Below are 21,023 nucleotides of genomic sequence, written 5' to 3'. Positions count from 1 at the left end.
GACTCAGGCTAATGGGCTCTCTTGTGCTGACGGAAAGGTCTGCACCGGGCCTTTGGTGGAGCAAATGAACGGTATCGTTAGCTCGCTAAGTTAACCCAGGATTAACAAAAAAGCCCTGCTGAGACAGGGCTTTCAGTTACGAGCTTTTAGCTACATGCTGCAAAGTTGCGAGCTATAAGCTACAAGCTGCAAGAAAAAGCGGTTTGGCACTCATGACGCAGTGTAGCTTGCCGCTTGAAGCTTATAGCTTGTAGCTGCCTCAATACCGATTGGGCTCCATTTCCAGTTCGACATTGAAACGTTCGCTAATGTCTTTCTGGATACGCTGCGCCAAGTCGAGCAACTGCAGGCCGGTCGCCGCGCCGTAGTTGACCAGCACCAGCGCCTGCAACTTATGCACGCCGGCATCGGCCTCACGGAAACCTTTCCAGCCGGCACGTTCGATCAGCCAACCGGCGGCGAGTTTCATCTGCCCGTCCGGTTGGGCGTAGGCCACCAGATCCGGATGCAGCTTCTTGATCTGCGCCACCAGCGCTGCCGGCACCAACGGATTCTTGAAAAAGCTGCCGGCATTGCCGAGCACTGCCGGGTCCGGCAGTTTTTCGCTGCGGATGCTGCAGATTGCGCGGCTGACGTCAGTGGGCGTCGGTTGCTCGATACCCTGCTCGGTCAGGCGCTGACGCACCGGACCGTACTCCAGATGCAGATGCGCGACGCGGTTGAGCGTAAAACGCACCCGCAGAATCAGCCAACGCCCCGGCTGCTGCTTGAACACGCTGTCACGGTAGGAAAAGTTGCATTCTTCGAGGCTGAAATCGCGCAGTTCGCCAGTATGGCGATCCAGCGCGGTGAGCCCGGCGAACACATCCTTGATCTCGACGCCGTAGGCACCGATGTTTTGCATCGGCGCAGCGCCAACGGTGCCGGGGATCAGACTGAGATTTTCCAGCCCGGATAAACCCTGCGCCAAAGTGTGCTGCACAAAGGGATGCCACGGCTCGCCCGCTTCGGCTTCGATCACCACGCGACTGCCGTCATCGCTGATCACGCGGATACCGCGCGTGGCCATGCGCAGCACCAGCGCCGCAATGTCAGCGGTCAGCAGCAAGTTGCTGCCGCCACCGATTACCAGCAGAGGCACATCGTGAGACTCGGCATACGCCAGCGCTTCGCGGACATCGGCGTCGCAGTGGGCTTCGGCGAACAGCTGCGCGTGAACGTCCACGCCAAAACTGTTGAACGGTTTCAGGGAAACCCGGGGTTGCACCAGCAGACTCATAACCGGCCCTTTACTTCGATCAGCAGTTGGTCACAGGCCGCTTCGATCAGATCCAGCACCTGCTCGAAACCCTGGTCGCCGTCGTAATACGGATCAGGCACTTCATCGACGACACCGGCATAACGACGCAGGAACAGATCCAGCTCGGCCTTGCCAGTGGACGGTTGCAGCGCCTTGAGGTTTCGCAGGTTGCTGTTGTCCATGGCCAGGATCAAATCGTAAGTGGCGAAATCGGCACGGCTGACTTGCTGCGCGCGTTGCGCCGACAAATCATAACCGCGCACCTTGGCCGCCGCCTGGCTACGCTTGTCAGGCGCGTTGCCAACGTGCCAGTCACCGGTGCCGGCGGAGGCCACTTCGACCTGATCGGCCAGCCCCGCTTGACGCAGTTTGTGGCGCAACACCCCTTCGGCCGTGGGCGAACGGCAAATGTTGCCCAGGCACACAAACAAAACCCGCATCAAGCCTCCAGCAGGCGACGAACGCGCTCAAGGTCTTCGACGGTGTCGACACCGGTCGGCGGCGCGATCAGCGCGTCGGCGACATGAATCCGCACGCCGTGCCACAGGGCACGCAGTTGCTCCAGCGATTCAGTGTTTTCAAGCCAGCACGGGCCCCAACTGACGAAGTCCTGAAGGAATCCGGCGCGGTAGGCATAAATGCCGATGTGGCGACGATACGGTACGCCATCAGGCAATTGCTCGCGGCTCTTGGCAAACGCATCGCGCGCCCACGGCAAGGTTGCACGGCTGAAGGTCAGCGCCAGACCATTGAGGTCGCTGACGACCTTGACCACGTTCGGGTTGAACAGGGTTTCCACATCTTCGATCGGCTCGGCCAGCGTGGCCATGCGCGCTTCGGTGTGGGCCGCGAGGTTGGCGGCGACCTGATCGATCACGCTTGGCGGAATCAGCGGCTCGTCGCCCTGCACATTGACCACGATTGCGTCAGGCTCAAGGCCCAGTTTCGCCGCGACTTCGGCCAGACGATCGGTGCCGGAGTTGTGATCTTCACGGGTCAGTACCACTTCGGCGCCGAAGCTTTTGCAAGCCTCGACGATGCGCGCATCGTCGGTTGCCACTACCACACGAGTGGCGCTGCTTTTGCTCGCCTGTTCCCAGACGTGCTGGATCATCGGCTTGCCTGCAATGTCCAGCAGCGGTTTACCCGGCAGCCGGGTCGAAGCGTAACGCGACGGGATGACAACGGTGAAGGCAGTGGTCATTTATCCAGACGCTCATCGGTGGTCAGGGTGCGGGCTTCGCTTTCGAGCATGACCGGGATGCCGTCACGGATCGGGTACGCCAGGCCGGCGCCCTTGCTGATCAGTTCGGTCTTGTCGGCGCTGAGCTTGAGCGGGCCTTTGCAGATAGGGCACGCGAGGATGTCGAGCAATTTGGTGTCCATGAACATTCCCTGGATAAAAGAGTTAAGGCAAAAGACGATCCGGCAACAGGCGTATCAGCTGTGTGTCGAACCAGGCCACGAAGGCCGGCGACGGCACGGCATCGACCGCCAGATACCACCAGTCGGCAGCCGCGAAGGCACGGCACTTCACCGCGTCCTTTTCAGTCATCACCAACGGCAATGACGGTGTGAAATTCAAGGCCTGCACGCTGTACTCGGCGTGATCGGCAAACGCATGGGGGACTGGCCGCCAGTCTAGCGCTTCGAGGGTATTGAAGAAACGTTGCGGATTACCGATCCCGGCCACCGCATGCAGCGCCTGCCCGGCCGAAAAATGATCAAGCGGCTTGCGTTCGCCACTGCGCAGATTGATCAGCGCGGTGGGTTGCAGGCGGAAAGCGAAACCGTCGTCGCGGTCCTCGGTGGCACCGTTGAACAGCACGCCGTCAACGCTTTGCAGACGTTCGATCGGCTCGCGCAAAGGACCTGCCGGCAAGCAGCGCTTATTGCCCAGGCCACGGGCGGCGTCGATCAGCACCAGCTCCAGATCCCGCGCCAGTCGGTAGTGCTGCATGCCATCGTCGGAGAGGATCAGATCCAGCGGTTCACTGGCGCACAAGGCTTTGACGGCGGCGCTGCGATTGGGGTCGATCATCAGCGGTACGCCCGTGCGTTGCACGATCAGCAATGGTTCGTCGCCAGCAATGTCGGCGCTTTGATCGGCCTCGACTCGCCAGGGCAACTGCGGTGGTTTGGCGCCGTAACCACGACTGACCACGCCGACGCGCAACCCCCTGCGCCGGCAATGCTCGATCAACCAGAGAATCATCGGCGTCTTGCCGGTGCCGCCGACCGTGATGTTGCCAACCACGATCAATGGCACTGGCGGCTGATAGATTTCGCCTTCACCGTCGAGAAAACGCTGGCGCTTGCCGATGACGACGCGCCGATAGAGCATTTCCAGCGGCCGCAACAGCGTCAGGGCCGGGTGCCCCTGATACCACGCGGCGAGCAAACGATCGGACAGGCTCATCAGGATTTAGGCGCCGCCTCGACCGTGGTCATGCGCAGATGGCTGAAACCGAGCTTGCCGGCCGCGTCCATGGCGGTGATCACTGATTGATGCTGAGCCTTGCCATCGGCACTGATCGACAACGGCATGCTGGTATCGCCGTTGGATTCTTTCTGCATGGCTTCCATCAGCGTGGCCAGATCGTTTTTCGGCAAAATCTTGTTATTCACCGAAAACACGCCCTCGGCGCTAATGGCGACATCCAGTTGCTTGAGTTGCTGATCTTCGGCCGGCGAGCCGCTGACCGCTTCCGGCAGATCCACGCGCAATTGGGTTTCGCGAGTAAATGTGGTGGTCACAACGAAAAACAGCAGGAGGATGAACACCACGTCGATCAGCGACGCAAGGTTGATGTCTACGGTTTCCCGGGGCTTGCGACGGAATTTCACGCGCGGCCCTCAGCCAGGTCGACGTCACGGTCGCCCTGCACCACTTCAACCAGTTTGATCGCTTCCTGCTCCATGCCCACCACCAGTTCATCGATGCGGCGTTGCAGGAAACGGTGGAAGAACACCGCCGGAATACCGACCATCAGGCCCGCAGCCGTGGTGATCAGCGCTTTGGAGATACCACCGGCCAGAACCGAGGCGTTGGTGGTCATGCCGGAGCCGGTGAACGCGCTGAAAATGTCGATCATGCCGAGCACGGTGCCGAGCAAACCCAGCAACGGCGCCATGGCGGCGATGGTGCCGAGTGCATTGATGTAGCGCTCGAGCTCGTGAATGACCCGGGCAGCGGCCTCTTCGATGCACTCTTTCATGATCTCGCGACCATGCTTGGAGTTGGCCAGGCCTGCGGCGAGGATTTCCCCCAGCGGCGAATTGGCGCGCAACTCCTTGAGTTTTTCTTTATTGAGCTGCTTGTCCTTGATCCAGACCCAGACCTGGCCCAACAAGTGCTCGGGGGTGACGCGACTGGCGCGCAGGGTCCACAGGCGCTCGGCGACAATCGCCATGGCAGCGATGGAACTCAGAATGATCGGCAGCATCATCCAGCCGCCGGATTTGACCAATTCCCACACAGTGACAGTCCCCTCGAAAAAGTGCGCCACTTTACCATATAGGGTAAAGATTAAGACCCGCCGCTCCGACGACCGTGATGTCGCCTCCACGCTTGCCTCGCTCAATGGGAGGACAGCGGCGGTTCACGCCAGAAACGCGGGTACTGGCGCATTGTCCACGGTGGTTTGAACGCCCCAAGTTGCAGATGAATGGCACCGTGCTCGGCACTGTCGTAAATACGCAACCCTTGCTGGCGATAACGCGCAATGACGGTCGGATGCGGATGACCGAACGAGTTGCCCTGACCACGGGATATCAAAACGGCATCGGGTTTCAACGCTTTGAGCAATGCCATCGATGATGAACTGCGGCTGCCGTGGTGCGGGGCTTGCAACCATTGAGTAGGCACGTTCAGAGGGCCTTGCAGCAAGACTCGCTCGGCCTGTTTATCAATATCGCCGGTCAGCAGCAGGCGCTCACCATTGGCCTCGATCTGCAACACGCAGGAGCGCTGATTGCTGTCCTGAGCGTCCGCCCATTGCCAGAGTTGAAAACTGACACCGTCCCACTGCCATTGCCGGCCACTTTCACACGCCTGCGCGTTCAGTTCGGCTGGCAGCCCCGGCGGATCGCCGCTGATGACTTGCTTCACCTGCAAACGGCGCGCAACGGCCAAAGCACCACCGGCATGATCGGCGTCGGCATGGCTGAGCAGCATCAGGTCCAGTGTCTCGACATTCAATTTGCGCAGGGCCGGCAAGACAACACGTTCGCCAAGATCGAAATCGCGGAACCGCGGCCCGGCATCGTAGAGCAGCGCGTGATGACGAGTACGGATCAGAATCGCCAGGCCCTGGCCGACATCGAGTTGCCAGACATCGGCCAGTCCGGCGTCCAGCCGCTCCCGGGGTGGCATGACCAGAATCAACAACAATGGCCAGCCCAAGGGACGCAGCGGTACCCCTCGCGGCAACAGCAACAGCGCCGCACCGAGACTGCCGATAGCCAACGCCCAACCGGGAAGCGACGGCGCAATCCACGCCGGCCACTGCCCGGCGATCAGCGCCAGGCCGCGGAACAGCCAGTCGATCAAACCACCCGCCAGCCACAACAGCCCTTCGCCGACATACGGCACTGGCAACAACAGAGTCCCGAGCAATGCCGGGGGCAGCACCACCAGACTGACCCAAGGAACCGCCAGGAAATTTGCCAACGGCCCACTGAGGCTGATCGGCAGATTCAGCGCCAACAACACCGGGCAGAGGCCGATCGCGATCAACCACTGCGCTCGCGTCCAGGTCTGCCACCAGCGCCATGCCCCAAGGCGCCCGCCAAAGGTGAAGATCAGCACCGCCACCGCCGCAAATGACAACCAGAGGCCGGGGCGCAGACTAGCCAGCGGATCCAGCAACAGCACGCCATTAAACGCCAGCAACAGTGGCCACCAGGCGCCGAGATGACGAAAGCGCAGGCGCCACAACAGCACCAGCCCGACCATCACGCAGGCCCTTTGCACCGGCACATCAAATCCGGCGAGCAAGCCGTAACCGAGTGCCGCGGCAAAGGCCAGGCCACAGGCCCAAGGCAGCCACGGCCAACGCAGCGGCCACAGACCATATCGGGCCAGCCCGGCGACCAGCAAGTACATCACCGCCGCCAGCATGCCGATGTGCTGGCCGGAAATCACCAGCAAATGCACGGTGCCGGTGTCTTGCAGAGTCTGCCAATCCTCGCGACTCAGGCCCGAGCCATCGCCGAGCACCAGCGCCGCCAGCGCCCCTCCCCGGCCCTGCGCGTCGACCGCCAGCAAGCGCTGACGAATGCTGTCGCGCCACGCCCATCGCGCCTCGCCAAGGCGCTGACCCTCCTTGACCGTGCCCGTTGCGCCAATGCGTTGGGCGAGTAGCCAGGCTTCGTAATCAAAGGCGTCCGGATTGAGCAACCCGCCCGGGCGCTTGAGCTTGACCGCCAGGCGCCAGCGCTCGCCGCTGTTGACCGGCGGCCCGGCGTACCAGGCCAGGCGCATCAGTGACGGCAGTTTGCCGTGGCGCGAATGGGCATCCGCCAACTCGAAACGAACCACGCCGTCGCTGTTTTGCGGCAACCCGACCACGCGCCCTTCGAGCCAACGGGTCTCGCCATCCAGCGCCACCGGCAAGCGATCCTGCAACGCCCAATGCGCGCTGACGCAAGCCCAGGTGAAACCAAAAAGCAGAAAAGCCAATGGATAGCTGCGAAACGGCAGCAACATCAAAGCCACGACCGCCAGCAACACCATCAACCAGACCGGCGGTAAGGCCGGCATAAATATCGGAGCAAGCAAACCGACTGCCAGCGCCATCATCCCTGTGCGCATAAGCCCGTACTTGAGAGTCCCGAACTTAGGCATAGCGGGTATTTGGCACGACCGCCGTCAACAATTGTCACAAAGTCTGAATGGGCCGTTCATGGAATCCAGACATACTTGCCGCCTTAACCGACCGAGAAGCCTTATGCCCCGGCGCTTATTCAAACGTTACATGCCCGACCCGACGAGCATCAGGGAACACAAATCCTTACGCTTTCTCGGCAAGTTGCTGCATGACCCAAACCTCTGGCACCTCAATCGCCACTCGGTGGCCCGAGGGATGGCGGTTGGGCTGTTCGCCGCTTTCCTGCCGATTCCCGCTCAGATGCTGGTCGCCGCGGCACTGGCAGTCGTGGTGCGAGGCAACATGCCGATTGCCGTCAGCCTGGTGTGGCTGACCAATCCGATCACCATGCCGGCGGTGTTTTTCTGCACCTATCAGGCCGGCGCCTGGTTGATGGACGTGCCGGCGCGGCACTTGCCGGATGAGCTGACCTGGGAATGGATCAGCGGTGAACTGTCGACGCTGTGGCAACCGTTTTTGCTGGGCTCGATAGTGGTCGGGCTGGTGCTTGGCGTCATCGCCTATTTCGGCGTGATGATGTACTGGCGCTGGTGGGTGTCCCGGCAATGGGCGCGGCGCAAGAAAAAACGCATGTCGTGAATGCAAAACGGCCTCCGCAATGGAGGCCGTTTTTTGTGTTGCCTGAACTGACAACAATCCCACTGTAGGAGCTGCCGAAGGCTGCGATCTTTTGATCTTGCCTTTAAAAACCAGATCAAAAGATCGCAGCCTTCGACAGCTCCTACACGGGCATTACGTACGCATCCCGCGCCCACTCACCAGCAACCGCGCACAGCCGATATACAACACCACCGTCGCCACCAGCATGAACGTGATCGCGATGCCGATGCGGATATCCGACACCCCGAGAATGCCGTAACGGAACGCATTGACCATGTGCAACACCGGGTTAGCCATCGACACGGTCTGCCAGAACGGCGGCAGCAGAGTGATCGAGTAAAACACGCCACCCAGATACGTCAGGGGTGTCAGCACGAAGGTCGGGATAATCGAAATATCATCGAAGTTGCGTGCAAACACCGCGTTGATGAAGCCCAGCAGCGAGAAAATCGTCGCCGTCAGCACCACCACCAGAATGGTCACGCCCAGGTGATGCACCTGCAAATCAGTAAAGAACAGCGACAGGATGGTCACGATCACCCCGACCATCAACCCACGCAACACGCCACCGCAGGTGTAGCCGATCAGAATCGTGTGCGGTGATACCGGCGAGACCATCAGTTCTTCAATCGAGCGCTGGAATTTGCTGCCGAAGAAGCTCGAGACCACGTTGCCATAGGAGTTGGTGATCACCGACATCATGATCAGCCCCGGCACGATGTACTCCATGTAAGTGAAGCCGCCCATCTCGCCGATCTGCCGACCGATCAGGTTGCCGAAGATCACGAAGTACAAAACCATGGTGATCGCCGGCGGCAGCAGCGTCTGCGGCCAGATCCGCGTGAAGCGTTTGACCTCGCGGTAAACGATGGTCTGGAGGGCGACGAGGTTGGGACGGAACTCGGAACTCATACCGCCACCTTCGACAGATTTTTCTCCACCAGGGACACGAATAGCTCCTCAAGGCGATTGGTTTTGTTACGCAGGCTCAGGACTTCGATGTTCTGCAACGCCAATTGGCCGAACAGCGCGGTAATGCCCATCGATTTGTCGACCTGGACTTCCAGCGTGCGCGCATCCACCAGACGCGCCGGATAGCCGACCAGTTGCGGTGCGGCAGCCAGATCACCTTTCAGGTCGAGCAGAAAGGTTTCCACATGCAACTGACCGAGCAGCTGACGCATGCTGGTGTTCTCGACAATGGTGCCGTGGTCGATGATGCCGATGTTGCGGCACAGTTGCTCAGCCTCTTCCAGATAGTGCGTGGTGAGGATGATGGTGATGCCTTTCTGATTAAGCTCGGTAAGGAACGTCCACATCGAACGGCGCAGCTCGATGTCGACGCCGGCAGTCGGTTCGTCGAGGATCAGCAGACGCGGCTCATGCACCAGCGCGCGGGCAATCATCAGCCGCCGCTTCATGCCGCCGGACAGCGAACGCGACGGCACATCGCGTTTGTCCCACAGACCGAGCTGGGTCAGGTACTGCTCGGCGCGTTCCTTGGCGATCTTCGCTGGAATGCCGTAGTAACCGGCCTGGGTCACGACGATGTCGAAAGTCTTTTCGAACTGGTTGAAGTTGAATTCCTGGGGCACCACGCCAATCGAGCGCTTGAGCTGCGCGGGGTTCTTGTCCAGGTCATGACCGAAGATATTCACCGTGCCGCTGGTCTTGTTCACCAGAGTCGAGAGAATGCCGATGGTCGTGGATTTGCCGGCGCCGTTGGGGCCGAGCAAGGCGAAAAAGTCACCTTCGGCGACGTCCAGATCGATACCACTCAAGGCCTGGAACCCGTTGCCGTAGGTTTTGGTTAGCTGCCGGATGGACAGAGCGGAACTCATATCTGATTTACGCACCATGGTGAAGGGAAGAAAGAACTGAATAAGGGCGCGCGACGGCGAATTCAACCGCGGCGCAAGAGCGCAATGGTGCGTGCCGCCGCCGCACAAGTACAGTCAAGCGTGTCGATAGTAGGTATTAAGTCAACGCGGTCATAACTGCTTTGCGGTACGCCGGACGCTGCTTCAGGCGCTCGTACCAGGCTTGCAGATGCGGTTGCGGCGCGCGCTCGATGGGCATCTCGAACCAGGCATAAATGAAACTGCCGAGCGGGATATCGCCCATGCCGATTTCGTCACCGGACAAGTAGGGTTTGTCGGCGAGGGCCTGATCGGCCATGGCCAGCAACTCGGTGCATTCCTTGATCGCGGCCTCAATCGCAGGCCAGTCCTGCTGGTCCGCCGGAGTACGCAACACGCCCCAGAACACGGTGCGGAAAGGGCCGGCAAAACTCGCGGTGGCCCAGTCCATCCACTTGTCGGCAATCGCGCGCGCTTGCGGATCTGCCGGGTACCAGTTGCTGCCCGGCGCATGCTTGGCCAACAGATAGCGGACGATGACGTTCGATTCCCACAGCACGAAACCGTCATCTTCGATCACCGGCACCCGACCGTTCGGGTTCATCGCCCGGTACTCAGGCGTGTCGACCACGCCGAATGCGCCACCGGCATCAAGCGCCTCGTAATCCAGGCCCAATTCCTCGGCGGCCCAAAGCGGCTTTCTGACATTCGATGAGTTTTTCCGTCCCCAGATCTTCAGCATGACCGCCTCTTTGCACTTGAGTGGGCAGGCAGCATACGCCGGATCAGACTCTCCTGACATCACTCTGCATGTCGCCCAACAGTGGCGGCAAGTGATCACCGAACAGGTGCGGATAGCATTTTTCCAGGTGTTCGAAGAAGAAGGTTTCCGGCACATCGGTGAACTGGCCGTGATCGACCAGATACTCCATCAGTTGCGCGCCGTCACGGTTGAACGGGTGAAAAACACTGTCATTGATGCCATCGAATTCCAGCGGTGCGACGTTGAACATCTCGCAGAGCTGCTGGTTGAACGCCGGGGTCGCCTTGACCCAGCGACCATCAAGTAACAGCTCCGTGTAGCCGTGCATGGCGAACACATCGCTTTTCAGCAGTTCAAGCAATCGCGGGGTCGACAGGTGATTTCTGACATCCGCCAGGCCGATGCGCGCAGGAATACCGCAATGGCGCGCGCAGGCGGCAAGCAGCGTGGCTTTGGGCACGCAGTAACTCTCCCCCGTCGCCAGCGCATAGCTGCCGCACAAGGTTTGCGGGTCACGGCTGAAGGTGTACGGGTTGTAACGCACTGCCTCGCGCACGGCGTAATAAAGGCTGATCGCCTGCGCCAGCGGATCGCGGCTGGTACCACGATGCAATTCGGCGAACTCCACCACCGCTGGGTGGTCACTATCGATGAAGCGGCCGGGACTCAGATACTCGCGCATGACGACAGATCTCCTGGGTGAGAGCCGAGTCTAGCGATAGCCAAAGCACAGAGATAACGACGTTTCGGCCAAACTTGGACGCAAAGGCGCGGGATAAGCGAACGATTTCCCACACGTGTTGCCCACCGAACCTACGAAAACCATCCGGGGTTTCCCACGATTTCAATCACCATGCTCTGACCACCCGGTTTCGCAGATGCCGTCTAAGCTGTGGAGGGTCGATTTGCCTTGGTTCACGGAGGACTGAATATGCTGTTGTTGTGGATACTGGTTTTGATCATTGGTGTGGCGTACCTCGCCCACCGGCGCGTCGCCCCGCTGCCCGCGCTGGGCATCGTTGCTGTTTATCTGGTAGCCATGGGGATTTTCAGCCACGCGCCAGGCTTGCTGCTGCTGGTGCTCTGGGTCGTCCTGGCGGTAGTCGCGGCCCCCTTGCTGCTGCCCGACCTGCGCCGTAAACATTTCAGTGCGCCGCTGTTCAACTGGTTCCAGAAGACCCTGCCGCCAATGTCCCAGACCGAACGCGACGCGATCGATGCCGGCACCGTGTGGTGGGATGGCGAGCTGTTCAGTGGTCGTCCGGACTGGGACAAACTGCTGGCTTATCCCAAGGTTCAATTGAGCGAAGAAGAACAGGCGTTCATTGATGGCCCGACCGAAGAACTCTGCGCAATGGTCACGGACTGGCAGATCGGTCAGTCGATGGACCTGCCGCCAGAAGCCTGGACGCACATCAAGGAGCACGGCTTCTTCGCCCTGATCATTCCCAAGGAATTCGGCGGCAAAGGCTTTTCGGCCTATGCCCACTCGCAAGTGGCAATGAAGCTCGCCACGCGTAGCGGCGACCTCGCTTCCACCGTGATGGTGCCCAACTCCCTCGGCCCGGCCGAACTACTGCTGCATTACGGCACCGACGAACAACGTAATCACTATCTGCCACGGCTGGCCCGAGGCGACGATATCCCGTGCTTCGCCCTCACCGGACCACTGGCCGGTTCCGACGCCGGCGCGATGCCCGACACCGGGATCATCTGCAAAGGCCAATGGGAAGGCGAGGAAGTTCTTGGCCTGCGCCTGAACTGGGAGAAGCGCTACATCACCCTCGGCCCGGTGGCCACCCTGCTCGGCCTCGCGTTCAAGGCCTATGACCCGGATCACCTGCTGGGCGACAAAACCGACCTCGGTATCAGCCTGGCGCTGATTCCGACCGATACAGCCGGCGTGGAAATCGGCCGTCGGCACTTGCCACTGGGGGCCGCGTTCATGAACGGGCCGAACTCGGGCAAAGACGTGTTCATCCCGCTGGACTTCCTGATCGGCGGTCAGGAAATGCTTGGCAAAGGCTGGATGATGCTGATGAACTGCCTATCGGTCGGGCGCTCGATTTCGTTGCCGGCAGTGGGCACCGGCGCGGCCAAGTTCACCAGCCTGGTGACCGGCCAGTACGCGCAGATTCGCGAGCAATTCAACGTGCCGCTGTCGGCATTCGAAGGTATTCAGGAAGCGCTGGCACGCATCGGCGGTAACGCGTGGATGATGGACGCCGCGCGGATGCTCACCGCCAACGCTGTGGATCTGGGCGAAAAACCTTCGGTGCTGTCAGCGATCCTCAAGTATCACCTCACCGAACGCGGTCGCGAATGCATCAGCCACGCCATGGATGTACACGGCGGCAAGGCGATCATCATGGGCCCGAACAATTACCTGGGACGCAGCTGGAACGGTGCACCGATCTTCATCACCGTGGAAGGCGCGAACATTCTCTCGCGCAACCTGATGATCTTCGGCCAGGGTGCCATTCGCTGCCACCCGTTCGTGCTCAAGGAAATGGCCCTGGCCGGTCGCGAGGACAAGGATCAGGCACTGAAAGAGTTCGATGGCCTGCTGCTCAAACACATCGGCTTCGCCGTGGGCAACGCCGCCAGTACGCTGGTGCTGAACCTCGGCTTCGGTCATTTCGAAAAAGCACCGGGCGACAAGATCAGTCAGGGTTACTTCCGCGCACTCAATCGTCAGGCGGCGGCGTTCGCCATGCTCGCCGACTTCAGCATGATGCTGCTGGGCGGCGAACTGAAACGTCGCGAACGCCTGTCGGCACGCCTGGGTGATGTATTGAGCAATCTGTATCTGGCATCGGCCTCGCTCAAGCGTTATCACGATCTGGATTCGCCGGCCTACATGGAGCCGTTGTTCAGGTGGGCCATGGAAGAAAGCCTTGGTCAGTCGGAACGGGCGCTGGATGAACTGCTCAGCAACTTCCCGAACAAGGTCTTCGGATGCCTGTTGCGCGTGATCGTGTTCCCGTTCGGTCGTCGTCACAAAGGCCCGTCGGACAAACTCGGTGCCGAAGTGGCAGGGGTAATTGGTCGAGCCAAAGGTGACCCGGCGCTGGAAGAACTGCTTGCCGGCTGCTATCGCCCGCAATCGGCGGACGATGCTGTCGGTGCGCTGCAACACGCCAGCGATCTGCTGAATGCCGCGCAGCCGTTGCACAAAAAACTGCACACTTCGTTGAAAAGCGGCCAGGTCAAACCGGTGGCGGGCGAACACGCCATTGATGCGGCCCTGGAAGCAGGTGTGTTGCAACCGATTGAAGCGCAGAGCCTGCGCGATGCCGAAGCAGCACGGCGCAAGGTGATCGATGTCGATGACTTCGACAAAGAAGAACTGCTGCTGGCAGAGGGCAAAGTGCGCTGATCGCCGCTACCGCCTAACCGTTAGCCGTGAAAAAAGGGCGCAGGAGCTTTATACTCCTGCGCCCGTTTTGCTCTTGAGGACTTATCTCGTGTCCAACGTCGTTGCCGATCATCTTGTGTTACTCGACCATCTGCGCAGTATTCTGGTCGCCGTAGGTGAGGCCGAACAGGTTCCCGAAGAAAGCCATGCCTTGTTCCTGGAGCGCTTTGACGAATTGCTCGCTTCACTGCCAATCGAACCGATCGAAAGCCAATACCTGGGCCAGGACATCCTGACTCAAGTGATCAGCCGCTATCCGCAGATTGCCCACCTGATTCCACGGGATCTGCTGTGGTTCTTTGCCGGCGATTGCCTGCACTACCTGTCTGATGAAGAGATCGACATGTATCAGGCTCTGGAAGAGCGTCGCTTTGAGGCTGAACAGAACGATGAGCCGTTCGACTGGAATCAGGAAAAACAGCTGTTGGCGATGTCCGCTCAGGACAGCAAGCACTGATTTTTATCTGCTGAAGATCAAAAGATCGCAGCCTTCGGCAGCTCCTACAGGAGAGTACGTTCCCATGTAGGAGCTGCCGAAGGCTGCGATCTTTAGCTTTTTCGCTACAACAACCCCTCGCTTTCCGGTAGCTCATACGCCATCGCTGCGTTGATAACGTCACCCGATTTCCCCGGCTTACTCAACGTCGGCTCTTTCTCCAGACACGCCACCAGATAGTCGATAAACACCCGCAACTTTGGCGGCAGGTAGCGCGTTGGCGAATGCAGTAACCACAGCCCCCCGTGGTACGAAGCCAGGAACGTCCAGTCTGGCAGCACCTGCACCACCAACTTCTGCTCCAGCGCATAGCGCGCGGTGAAATACGGCAGGCTGCCTATACCGATGTGCTGCAACACCGCCCCCAAGCGCACGCCGGTGTGATTGGCGGCATAGCGCCCGCGCACCCCCACCGTTACTGCTTTGGTGCCCTTCTTGAATTTCCAGCGCGCATCGCTTGGGGTTTCGCCCAGATAAATGCAGCTGTGATTGAGCAAATCGTGGGGATGCGTCGGCGTACCGTGCTCGGCCAGATATTGCGGGGAAGCGCACAGCAAATGATCGATGGTCAGCAGTTGCCGCCCAACCAGCCCGGCCGGTGGCCGATCCGTGATGCGGATCGCCAGATCGACATGATCGTCAATCAGGTCGACCTGCCGGTCTTCCAGCAACAACTCGACATCGACTTTGGGGTAACGCCGCAGAAACTCGGGCATGTGCGGATGAATCACGAAACGCCCCACCGCCTTCGGCACACTGACGCGTATCAGGCCCTCGGCTTCATGGGTGAACTGGCCGCTGATCTCCATCACCGACTTGGCGGCGCTGACCATCTCCTGACAACGCTTGAACACCTCTTCCCCGCCGTCACTCAGCCGCAGCTTGCGCGTGGTGCGCTGTAACAGCCGCGTAGCCAAGGCCTTTTCCAGCCGAGAAATGCTGCGACTGACCGCCGATGGAGAAGAGCCGAGCTGGCGCGCCGCCTCAGAAAAGCTGCCGGTCTCCACCACCTTGACGAAAATCGCCATTTCGCCAAGCAGTGGTAGCGGTAGATTGATGCTCACAGCGCACAAGTCCTTTGATGTTTGAACGGATTATCACGTTATTGCACGATTCATATAATAAAAATAGAAACTTTAATCAGGGCATGGAATATGACGCTTCGCCTCTTTTTCCATAGTGATGACCTCAAGGCCAATGTGGAAGTCCTCGACTGCACGCCCCAAGAGAACGAATTCGCAGTAGTGCTGCGCGCCACTTTGTTCCATCCGCAAGGTGGCGGCCAGCCGTGTGATACCGGCTGGATTGGCGAGAGTCTGGTGCTGCGCGTGGTGCAGGAACCGGATCGAATCATCCACTTCGTTGACCGACCGGTACCGCTCGGTATGACCTGCATCCGCGTCGACGAACAGCGCCGCTGTTTTAATACCCGCATGCACTCGGCCGGTCATTTGATCGGGCATTTCATTCAGACGCTGGGCTGGACGCCGATCAAGGCGCACCACTGGCCAGACGAAGGACGCGTGCAATTCAAGCCGGGCGATGACGCGCAGGAGATCGACGCGCAATCCGTTCAACTCGGTATCGATCAATGGGTCGAACACGATCTGCCACGCCTGACGTCACTGCGCGAAGGCGCGCGGGAAATCGGTTTTGGCGAGCTGCCGGCCTATGGCTGCGGCGGCACCCACGTACGTAGCCTGAAGGATTTGGGCACAGTCACGATCGCGTCCCTTTCGCAGAAGAAAGGCACGCTGTCCGTCCACTACAGCGTGGATTGAGCATTTCGGCCACTGCCCCGCGCAGTGGCCAGCGCGGGGGAACCGCACGCGCGGATTCCGTTGACTATCGATAGATGGACCTAAAAGAAAATGATGCTAGATGTCGAGCGTCTCGATGAGACGTGCATAAAAAAACTGGCCAACGAAGAAGTCCTCGCCATCCGCGTCAAAGGCTTTTTGCCCGAGCCGCTGGCGATCCAGATTGGCGACAGGATTCTTGCTCCAGGCTTTGAGGGCTACATCAATGCACCGAGTATCGGCCGCATCGGCATGGCGTTTTATGAAGCGGAAAACCAGCCGCTACTGATCGAGGATTATTTCGAACGGGCCACCAGCAACATCGCCGAACTGCGTCAGCGCTGTGCGCCCTACTCTTCGCCTGTCGACACGCTGCGTTGCATGCTCGACGAATCCTGGCCAGCCGGCGCACATCTGGAAAACCTCTACGGACGCAAAATGTATGTCGGTCTTTCGCGCGTGGTGAAACCCGGCGTGTGCTTCCTGGCCCACCACGACATTTTCGCCAAGGACGCGCCAGAGAGTTTTCAGGCCCGCAGCCTCGAGGCGCAATTTGCCTGCAACGTATACCTGAACATGCCGACCGAGGGCGGCGCGTTGCAAATGTGGGATGACGACATTACGCCGGATCAATTCGACGAAATGCGCGGCGACAGCTACGGCATCGATCCGGCACTGCTCGGCCCGCCAACCCTGGAAGTACAGCCTGAGCCCGGCGATTTCATCATGTTCAATTCGCGCTGCATGCACTCGGTCACGCCGGGCGTGGCCGATCCGCGCTTGAGCCTTTCCTTCTTTGTCGGCTACCGCGGCAACGCTTCACCCCTGACCTTCTGGAGCTGAGATGTTATCGAACTACCTGGGCGAGTTTTTGGCGCTGGCCACCATTCACTTTCTGGCCGTGGTCGCTCCCGGACCGGATTTCGCTGTCACCATTCGCCAGAGTGTGCGTTTTGGACGCTTGGTCGGGATTTGCACGGCATTGGGTATCGGCGCCGGCATTTCCGTACATGTGCTGTACACCTTGCTGGGCGTCGGCGCATTGATGCACACCACCCCGTGGCTGTTGACGGTCGCCAAGGTGATTGGCGGTGCCTACATTTTGTATCTGGGTATCAGCCTGCTGCGCAGCAAGCCGAAATCGACACTCGAAGGTGACAAAACTGCCGATGAACCCGTCGCCGAACAAACGTTGTTCAAAGCCTTCAGTACCGGTTTTCTGACTAATGCCACCAACCCCAAAGCCACGCTGTTCTTCCTCGCGATATTCACCACCATCATCAGCGCCAGCACACCGCTGAAGATTCAAGCGCTTTACGGTGTGTGGATGTGTTTTGTGAATGCGCTGTGGTTTGTGGTGGTCGCGCTGTTTTTTTCGAGCAGCAAGGTACGGTTGTTGTTCATGCGCATGGGGCACTGGTTCGAACGCACCATGGGCGTTGTGCTGATTCTGTTTGCCGGTCGACTGATGCTGTCCTGGTAATCTATCCCGCAACGCAAAAAGGCCCACCGATTTTCATCGGTGGGCCTTTTTTTGCCTGGAGATACCTGGGAGAAGAATCCAAATAACGCGCATACAAAAACGCCGCTCATCACTGAGCGGCGTTTTTGTGAATTTGGAGCGGGAAACGAGACTCGAACTCGCGACCCCGACCTTGGCAAGGTCGTGCTCTACCAACTGAGCTATTCCCGCAAATGGCGTCCCCTAGGGGACTCGAACCCCTGTTACCGCCGTGAAAGGGCGGTGTCCTAGGCCACTAGACGAAGGGGACACGCTACCCGGAACACATGGTGTGTGTTTCGGTGTCCAGATCCGAGCCCGAAGACTTGGTTCTGGTTTCACTCAGCCCCGCCCGAAAGCAGTGCTGTTTAAAAATGGAGCGGGAAACGAGACTCGAACTCGCGACCCCGACCTTGGCAAGGTCGTGCTCTACCAACTGAGCTATTCCCGCATTGGCGTCCCCTAGGGGACTCGAACCCCTGTTACCGCCGTGAAAGGGCGGTGTCCTAGGCCACTAGACGAAGGGGACACACTACAACATTCACTCCCTACCGCGTTTCGCTGTGTGCTTTACGCTGTAAGTGGCGCGCATTCTATGGATGGATTGGGAGGTCGTCAACCCCCTGATATAAATTTATTTAAATCAATGACTTCGACCTGCTTTAAGGCACCGATCCGACTTTTCCGTCGCCCGACGATTGACGCCTATATTCCGGCAGTCGCCAAGACGTTATAGTCCACCACACAGTGATGGCAATCTGCACATCATGCGCCAGCATTCATATAAGCGGTGTATGGCCGATACAGATAGAACCCGCCGCGCCAGCTCGTCGAACGGCGCTAGGCGCGTAAATCTCCAACCACTACACTCGCATGCGAACCCTATAAAGAGGTCTTACCGGTGACACCACTCATGATCACCCTGCTAGTAGTAGCCGGGATCGCAATTCTGATCGCCATTGGCTACATGAACCATGTGGTGGAAAACAACAAACTGGAAAAGGCCCGCACCAAAGTCGAACTCAACGACCGACTGCGCCGTTGCGGTGAACTGACCGAGACCTTCCCCGGCCAGTTCATGACACCGGCCCTCAAGCTGTTACTGACTCGTCTGGAACTCAACGTCTGTCAGCGCCTGCTGAACCTTGAGAAAACCAGCGCAGCCACCAAAGCCCGCATCACCGAACTGAATGCACTGGTAGCCCAAGGCGAATCGATCCCGGTCAACAATCCACCGGCGCCGATCCTGACCGAAGCCAAAGCCAAAGACGTACGCTTCCTCCTCGAAGCCCTGCACGGCCAGATCACCCGCGCCGCCCATGACGGCTTCCTGCCACCGAACGAAGCCAAACAATGGATCCGCGAAGTCCGGCACATTCTGGTACTGCTGCACATCGAGTTCTTCAACAACCTCGGCCAACAGTCCCTGCAACAAAACCAACCCGGCCAGGCCCGCCTCGCCTTCGAACGCGGCGTGCAATACCTGCGCAAACAACAAGACCCGAAAATGTATGCCGAACAACTGGAGTACCTGGAGAAACTGCTGGCTCGCGCCAACGCCCAGGTCATGGACAAAATCGCTCCAGTGGAAGGTGAAGAGAACCAACTGACTGCAGGGCTCAAAGACGTTGAAGCCGATGCGGACTGGAAGAAAAAAGTCATCTACGACTGATCGCAGATGCTGAAAGAGAAGCCACCGAGAGGTGGCTTTTTTGTGGGCTGATGTTGGTGTTTCATTTGCACAAGCAAGGCGAATGACAGATCGCCATCGCGAGCAGGCTCACTCCTACAGTTTGGAATGGATGCATTCAACTAGGGATTGGTCAGCTCACACAAAGAGCAACAGCAAAATCAAAAGATCGCAGCCTTCGGCAGCTCCTACAGGGAGTCCCCACCGAGAGATTGGTTGGCTGGCAGACCCGCTCCAAAATACAAGCAAAACAGCAAGCAGCACCACCGCGGCGCAGCCGCCCCACTCAACAGAATGAGCGCAAGCTCGACTGCAGCTCTTGATCTACAAGGCCCCGTCGGCAGGCTGAGAGGATGGATCCCGGAACGAAGGAACCCCGAGCCCCAGCGAGCGGGCCGAACGTTGGGGCCCAGACCTTTGGTTCCTTTGGGGCGTTTGCCAAAGGGACTCGCTGTAAAAGCGAAACCGCCAGCCGCAACACCAAAAAAAACGGATATTCCCCCCAACCCCCACAACATGGTCGGCCCAAAGGCCGCCAAGTCAAAAGCGTCAAAGCCGAAAATGCCCAACCATCCCCCGCAACTCACTCCCCAACTGCGCCAGCTCAATACTCGAAGCCGCGTTCCCACGCATCGCAATCGACGACTGATCCGCACTCGCGCGAATACTCGTCACACTGCGATTGATCTCCTCCGCCACCGAACTCTGCTCCTCCGCCGCCGCCGCAATCTGCTGATTCATCTGCTGAATCAACGAAACCGCCGTCGCAATACTCCCCAACGCACTCTCAGTCTGCAAAGCATCGCTTACCGCGAGCTTCACCAACTCACCGCTGCTTTGAATTTGCTGCACCGACGAATGCGCCGCCGAGCGCAATGCACTGACCAGCCGTTCGATCTCTTCGGTCGATTGCTGCGTGCGTCGAGCCAATGCTCGTACCTCATCGGCCACCACCGCAAAGCCCCGGCCCTGCTCCCCGGCCCGCGCCGCCTCGATCGCCGCATTCAGTGCCAACAGATTGGTCTGCTCGGCAACGCTTTTGATCACACTCAGCACCGTACCGATATTCTGGATTTCGGCACTGAGACTCTCGATGCTTAAGCTGGCCGAATTCGCCGATTCCGCCAGTTGCTCGATCCGCGCCATGCTCTGGCGCACCACCTGCTGACCACTCTCGACCTTGCCATCCGCCGTCTGCGCCGCAAACGCCGCCTCTTCAGCGTTGCGCGCGACATCGTGGACGGTGGCGGTCATCTGGTTCATGGCCGTGGCCACCTGTTCGGTTTCTTCCTTCTGACTGCTGACCTCAAGATTGGTCTGCTCGGTGACTGCAGACAGCGACTGCGCGGAGCTGGCCAATTGTTCGATACCGGCCTGCAACCCACTGACAATTGTGCTCAACCCCGCGCCCATCTGCTGCATCGCCAACATCAGTTGGCCAATCTCGTCACGGCGGGTGACTTCCACGGTCGCACTCAAATCACCGGCCGCAATGCGCTGCGCGACATTGATCACACTGCGCAACGGCGCGACGATCAGCCGAGTAATCAGCCACGCCGCAATCAAACCGACCAACAGCGCCAATGCCGAAGAACCCACAATCAACAGTGAGTTCTTTTTCAGCTCGGCCTGCATGGCGGCGTCTTCGGCAACGTAAGCCTGATCCACTCGCGCCATCACTTGTGCCGCGCGCTGATGCAATTGCT

Annotated in this window: 21 protein-coding genes, 4 tRNA genes and 1 pseudogene; 7 read left to right on the top strand and 19 right to left on the bottom strand. The window is 59.3% G+C overall.

Features of this window, described 5'->3' with window-relative positions; translation table 11 throughout:
* Positions 1-259: 259 nt before the first annotated feature.
* The 8 genes from murB to AB4P92_RS24000 form a co-directional block, all read right to left on the bottom strand.
* Positions 260-1,279 (bottom strand): UDP-N-acetylmuramate dehydrogenase, encoded by a 1,020-nt coding sequence (gene murB / locus AB4P92_RS24035; RefSeq protein WP_395598259.1) that lies wholly within the window; start codon positions 1,277-1,279, stop codon positions 260-262.
* Complete coding sequence (locus AB4P92_RS24030; RefSeq protein WP_047302609.1) at positions 1,276-1,740, bottom strand: low molecular weight protein-tyrosine-phosphatase; 465 nt, start codon at positions 1,738-1,740, stop codon at positions 1,276-1,278. Before AB4P92_RS24030 ends, murB begins: the two co-directional genes overlap by 4 nt.
* Positions 1,740-2,504 carry a 3-deoxy-manno-octulosonate cytidylyltransferase gene (gene kdsB / locus AB4P92_RS24025; protein WP_042560448.1) on the bottom strand — a complete coding sequence of 255 codons (765 nt, stop codon included), beginning with the start codon at positions 2,502-2,504 and terminating at the stop codon, positions 1,740-1,742. Before kdsB ends, AB4P92_RS24030 begins: the two co-directional genes overlap by 1 nt.
* Positions 2,501-2,686 (bottom strand): Trm112 family protein, encoded by a 186-nt coding sequence (locus AB4P92_RS24020; protein WP_003174668.1) that lies wholly within the window; start codon positions 2,684-2,686, stop codon positions 2,501-2,503. The genes kdsB and AB4P92_RS24020 overlap by 4 nt, the downstream gene beginning before the upstream one ends.
* A 22-nt stretch (positions 2,687-2,708) precedes the next feature.
* Positions 2,709-3,719: a tetraacyldisaccharide 4'-kinase gene (gene lpxK, locus AB4P92_RS24015; protein ID WP_200616880.1), complete on the bottom strand. Its 1,011-nt coding sequence runs from the start codon at positions 3,717-3,719 to the stop codon at positions 2,709-2,711.
* Positions 3,719-4,147, bottom strand: coding sequence for a biopolymer transporter ExbD (locus AB4P92_RS24010; RefSeq protein ID WP_042560450.1), 429 nt, complete (start codon positions 4,145-4,147; stop codon positions 3,719-3,721). Before AB4P92_RS24010 ends, lpxK begins: the two co-directional genes overlap by 1 nt.
* Entirely contained in the window at positions 4,144-4,779 is a 636-nt protein-coding gene (locus tag AB4P92_RS24005; RefSeq protein ID WP_042560451.1) for a MotA/TolQ/ExbB proton channel family protein, read from the bottom strand. Before AB4P92_RS24005 ends, AB4P92_RS24010 begins: the two co-directional genes overlap by 4 nt.
* Before the next feature lie 101 nt (positions 4,780-4,880).
* Positions 4,881-7,115: a DNA internalization-related competence protein ComEC/Rec2 gene (locus AB4P92_RS24000; protein WP_395598258.1), complete on the bottom strand. Its 2,235-nt coding sequence runs from the start codon at positions 7,113-7,115 to the stop codon at positions 4,881-4,883.
* Between the two features lie 136 nt (positions 7,116-7,251).
* On the opposite strand from AB4P92_RS24000, the gene AB4P92_RS23995 reads away from it, so the two are divergent.
* The gene (locus AB4P92_RS23995) at positions 7,252-7,770 is read left to right on the top strand and encodes a DUF2062 domain-containing protein (protein ID WP_210622796.1); all 519 of its coding nucleotides are present in this window, start codon (positions 7,252-7,254) and stop codon (positions 7,768-7,770) included.
* A 153-nt stretch (positions 7,771-7,923) separates the two neighbouring features.
* Here the strand turns inward: AB4P92_RS23995 and AB4P92_RS23990 are convergent, their stop codons facing one another.
* The 4 genes from AB4P92_RS23990 to AB4P92_RS23975 all read right to left on the bottom strand — a co-directional run bounded on the left by AB4P92_RS23990 (position 7,924) and on the right by AB4P92_RS23975 (position 11,095).
* Complete coding sequence (locus AB4P92_RS23990) at positions 7,924-8,703, bottom strand: ABC transporter permease (RefSeq protein ID WP_042560454.1); 780 nt, start codon at positions 8,701-8,703, stop codon at positions 7,924-7,926.
* On the bottom strand, positions 8,700-9,632 hold the full coding sequence (locus AB4P92_RS23985) for an ABC transporter ATP-binding protein (RefSeq protein WP_042560455.1): 933 nt from the start codon (positions 9,630-9,632) through the stop codon (positions 8,700-8,702). The genes AB4P92_RS23990 and AB4P92_RS23985 overlap by 4 nt, the downstream gene beginning before the upstream one ends.
* A 136-nt stretch (positions 9,633-9,768) precedes the next feature.
* A complete protein-coding gene (locus AB4P92_RS23980) occupies positions 9,769-10,392 on the bottom strand; it encodes a glutathione S-transferase family protein (RefSeq protein WP_395598257.1) in 624 nt (207 codons plus the stop codon).
* Between the two features lie 43 nt (positions 10,393-10,435).
* On the bottom strand, positions 10,436-11,095 hold the full coding sequence (locus AB4P92_RS23975) for a transglutaminase family protein (protein WP_395598256.1): 660 nt from the start codon (positions 11,093-11,095) through the stop codon (positions 10,436-10,438).
* A 249-nt stretch (positions 11,096-11,344) separates the two neighbouring features.
* On the opposite strand from AB4P92_RS23975, the gene AB4P92_RS23970 reads away from it, so the two are divergent.
* Both AB4P92_RS23970 and AB4P92_RS23965 read left to right on the top strand, forming a co-directional pair.
* Entirely contained in the window at positions 11,345-13,792 is a 2,448-nt protein-coding gene (locus tag AB4P92_RS23970; RefSeq protein ID WP_395598255.1) for an acyl-CoA dehydrogenase, read from the top strand.
* An 88-nt stretch (positions 13,793-13,880) separates the two neighbouring features.
* Positions 13,881-14,288, top strand: a complete 408-nt coding sequence (locus AB4P92_RS23965) for a PA2817 family protein (protein WP_042560459.1) — start codon at positions 13,881-13,883, stop codon at positions 14,286-14,288.
* A 104-nt stretch (positions 14,289-14,392) separates the two neighbouring features.
* On the opposite strand, the gene AB4P92_RS23960 is transcribed toward AB4P92_RS23965, so the two are convergent.
* Entirely contained in the window at positions 14,393-15,391 is a 999-nt protein-coding gene (locus AB4P92_RS23960) for a LysR family transcriptional regulator (RefSeq protein WP_115146217.1), read from the bottom strand.
* Positions 15,392-15,481: 90 nt separating this feature from the next.
* Between AB4P92_RS23960 and AB4P92_RS23955 the strand changes: the two genes are divergently transcribed.
* The 3 genes from AB4P92_RS23955 to AB4P92_RS23945 all read left to right on the top strand — a co-directional run bounded on the left by AB4P92_RS23955 (position 15,482) and on the right by AB4P92_RS23945 (position 17,609).
* Complete coding sequence (locus AB4P92_RS23955) at positions 15,482-16,108, top strand: alanyl-tRNA editing protein (protein WP_115146216.1); 627 nt, start codon at positions 15,482-15,484, stop codon at positions 16,106-16,108.
* 90 nt (positions 16,109-16,198) lie between these two features.
* Entirely contained in the window at positions 16,199-16,969 is a 771-nt protein-coding gene (locus AB4P92_RS23950; protein ID WP_042560462.1) for a 2OG-Fe(II) oxygenase, read from the top strand.
* Between the two features lies 1 nt (position 16,970).
* On the top strand, positions 16,971-17,609 hold the full coding sequence (locus AB4P92_RS23945; RefSeq protein WP_042560463.1) for a LysE family translocator: 639 nt from the start codon (positions 16,971-16,973) through the stop codon (positions 17,607-17,609).
* 134 nt (positions 17,610-17,743) lie between these two features.
* On the opposite strand, the gene AB4P92_RS23940 is transcribed toward AB4P92_RS23945, so the two are convergent.
* The 4 genes from AB4P92_RS23940 to AB4P92_RS23925 all read right to left on the bottom strand — a co-directional run bounded on the left by AB4P92_RS23940 (position 17,744) and on the right by AB4P92_RS23925 (position 18,156).
* A tRNA-Gly gene (locus AB4P92_RS23940) sits at positions 17,744-17,819 on the bottom strand.
* 3 nt (positions 17,820-17,822) lie between these two features.
* Positions 17,823-17,898 (bottom strand) — tRNA-Glu (locus tag AB4P92_RS23935).
* Positions 17,899-18,002: 104 nt separating this feature from the next.
* Positions 18,003-18,078, bottom strand: a tRNA-Gly gene (locus tag AB4P92_RS23930).
* 2 nt (positions 18,079-18,080) lie between these two features.
* Positions 18,081-18,156 (bottom strand) — tRNA-Glu (locus AB4P92_RS23925).
* Positions 18,157-18,540: 384 nt separating this feature from the next.
* Between AB4P92_RS23925 and AB4P92_RS23920 the strand changes: the two genes are divergently transcribed.
* Complete coding sequence (locus AB4P92_RS23920; RefSeq protein ID WP_047302627.1) at positions 18,541-19,299, top strand: hypothetical protein; 759 nt, start codon at positions 18,541-18,543, stop codon at positions 19,297-19,299.
* A gap of 567 nt (positions 19,300-19,866) precedes the next feature.
* Here AB4P92_RS23920 and AB4P92_RS23915 read toward each other — a convergent pair.
* Together AB4P92_RS23915 and AB4P92_RS23910 are read right to left on the bottom strand one after the other, a co-directional pair.
* Complete coding sequence (locus tag AB4P92_RS23915) at positions 19,867-20,730, bottom strand: methyl-accepting chemotaxis protein (protein ID WP_395599697.1); 864 nt, start codon at positions 20,728-20,730, stop codon at positions 19,867-19,869.
* Positions 20,728-20,952: pseudogene (locus tag AB4P92_RS23910) on the bottom strand (HAMP domain-containing protein); the annotation flags it as partial. The gene AB4P92_RS23915 and the pseudogene AB4P92_RS23910, both read right to left, overlap by 3 nt.
* Positions 20,953-21,023 lie beyond the last annotated feature (71 nt).

The sequence above is a fragment of the Pseudomonas sp. A0308 genome (genome assembly GCF_044218815.1).
Taxonomy (GTDB): Bacteria; Pseudomonadota; Gammaproteobacteria; order Pseudomonadales; family Pseudomonadaceae; genus Aquipseudomonas; species Aquipseudomonas iridis.
This window is presented reverse-complemented; position numbering and strand designations above follow the sequence as displayed.

Bases quoted from the DNA above. Each gene is read 5' to 3' on its own strand.
- murB (WP_395598259.1), bottom strand. From the start codon at position 1,279: ATGAGTCTGCTGGTGCAACCCCGGGTTTCCCTGAAACCGTTCAACAGT.
- AB4P92_RS24030 (WP_047302609.1), bottom strand. From the start codon at position 1,740: ATGCGGGTTTTGTTTGTGTGCCTGGGCAACATTTGCCGTTCGCCCACG.
- kdsB (WP_042560448.1), bottom strand. From the start codon at position 2,504: ATGACCACTGCCTTCACCGTTGTCATCCCGTCGCGTTACGCTTCGACC.
- AB4P92_RS24020 (WP_003174668.1), bottom strand. From the start codon at position 2,686: ATGGACACCAAATTGCTCGACATCCTCGCGTGCCCTATCTGCAAAGGC.
- lpxK (WP_200616880.1), bottom strand. From the start codon at position 3,719: ATGAGCCTGTCCGATCGTTTGCTCGCCGCGTGGTATCAGGGGCACCCG.
- AB4P92_RS24000 (WP_395598258.1), bottom strand. From the start codon at position 7,115: ATGCGCACAGGGATGATGGCGCTGGCAGTCGGTTTGCTTGCTCCGATA.
- AB4P92_RS23995 (WP_210622796.1), top strand. From the start codon at position 7,252: ATGCCCCGGCGCTTATTCAAACGTTACATGCCCGACCCGACGAGCATC.
- AB4P92_RS23990 (WP_042560454.1), bottom strand. From the start codon at position 8,703: ATGAGTTCCGAGTTCCGTCCCAACCTCGTCGCCCTCCAGACCATCGTT.
- AB4P92_RS23985 (WP_042560455.1), bottom strand. From the start codon at position 9,632: ATGAGTTCCGCTCTGTCCATCCGGCAGCTAACCAAAACCTACGGCAAC.
- AB4P92_RS23980 (WP_395598257.1), bottom strand. From the start codon at position 10,392: ATGCTGAAGATCTGGGGACGGAAAAACTCATCGAATGTCAGAAAGCCG.
- AB4P92_RS23975 (WP_395598256.1), bottom strand. From the start codon at position 11,095: ATGCGCGAGTATCTGAGTCCCGGCCGCTTCATCGATAGTGACCACCCA.
- AB4P92_RS23970 (WP_395598255.1), top strand. From the start codon at position 11,345: ATGCTGTTGTTGTGGATACTGGTTTTGATCATTGGTGTGGCGTACCTC.
- AB4P92_RS23955 (WP_115146216.1), top strand. From the start codon at position 15,482: ATGACGCTTCGCCTCTTTTTCCATAGTGATGACCTCAAGGCCAATGTG.
- AB4P92_RS23950 (WP_042560462.1), top strand. From the start codon at position 16,199: ATGATGCTAGATGTCGAGCGTCTCGATGAGACGTGCATAAAAAAACTG.
- AB4P92_RS23945 (WP_042560463.1), top strand. From the start codon at position 16,971: ATGTTATCGAACTACCTGGGCGAGTTTTTGGCGCTGGCCACCATTCAC.
- AB4P92_RS23920 (WP_047302627.1), top strand. From the start codon at position 18,541: ATGATCACCCTGCTAGTAGTAGCCGGGATCGCAATTCTGATCGCCATT.
- AB4P92_RS23915 (WP_395599697.1), bottom strand. From the start codon at position 20,730: ATGGGCGCGGGGTTGAGCACAATTGTCAGTGGGTTGCAGGCCGGTATC.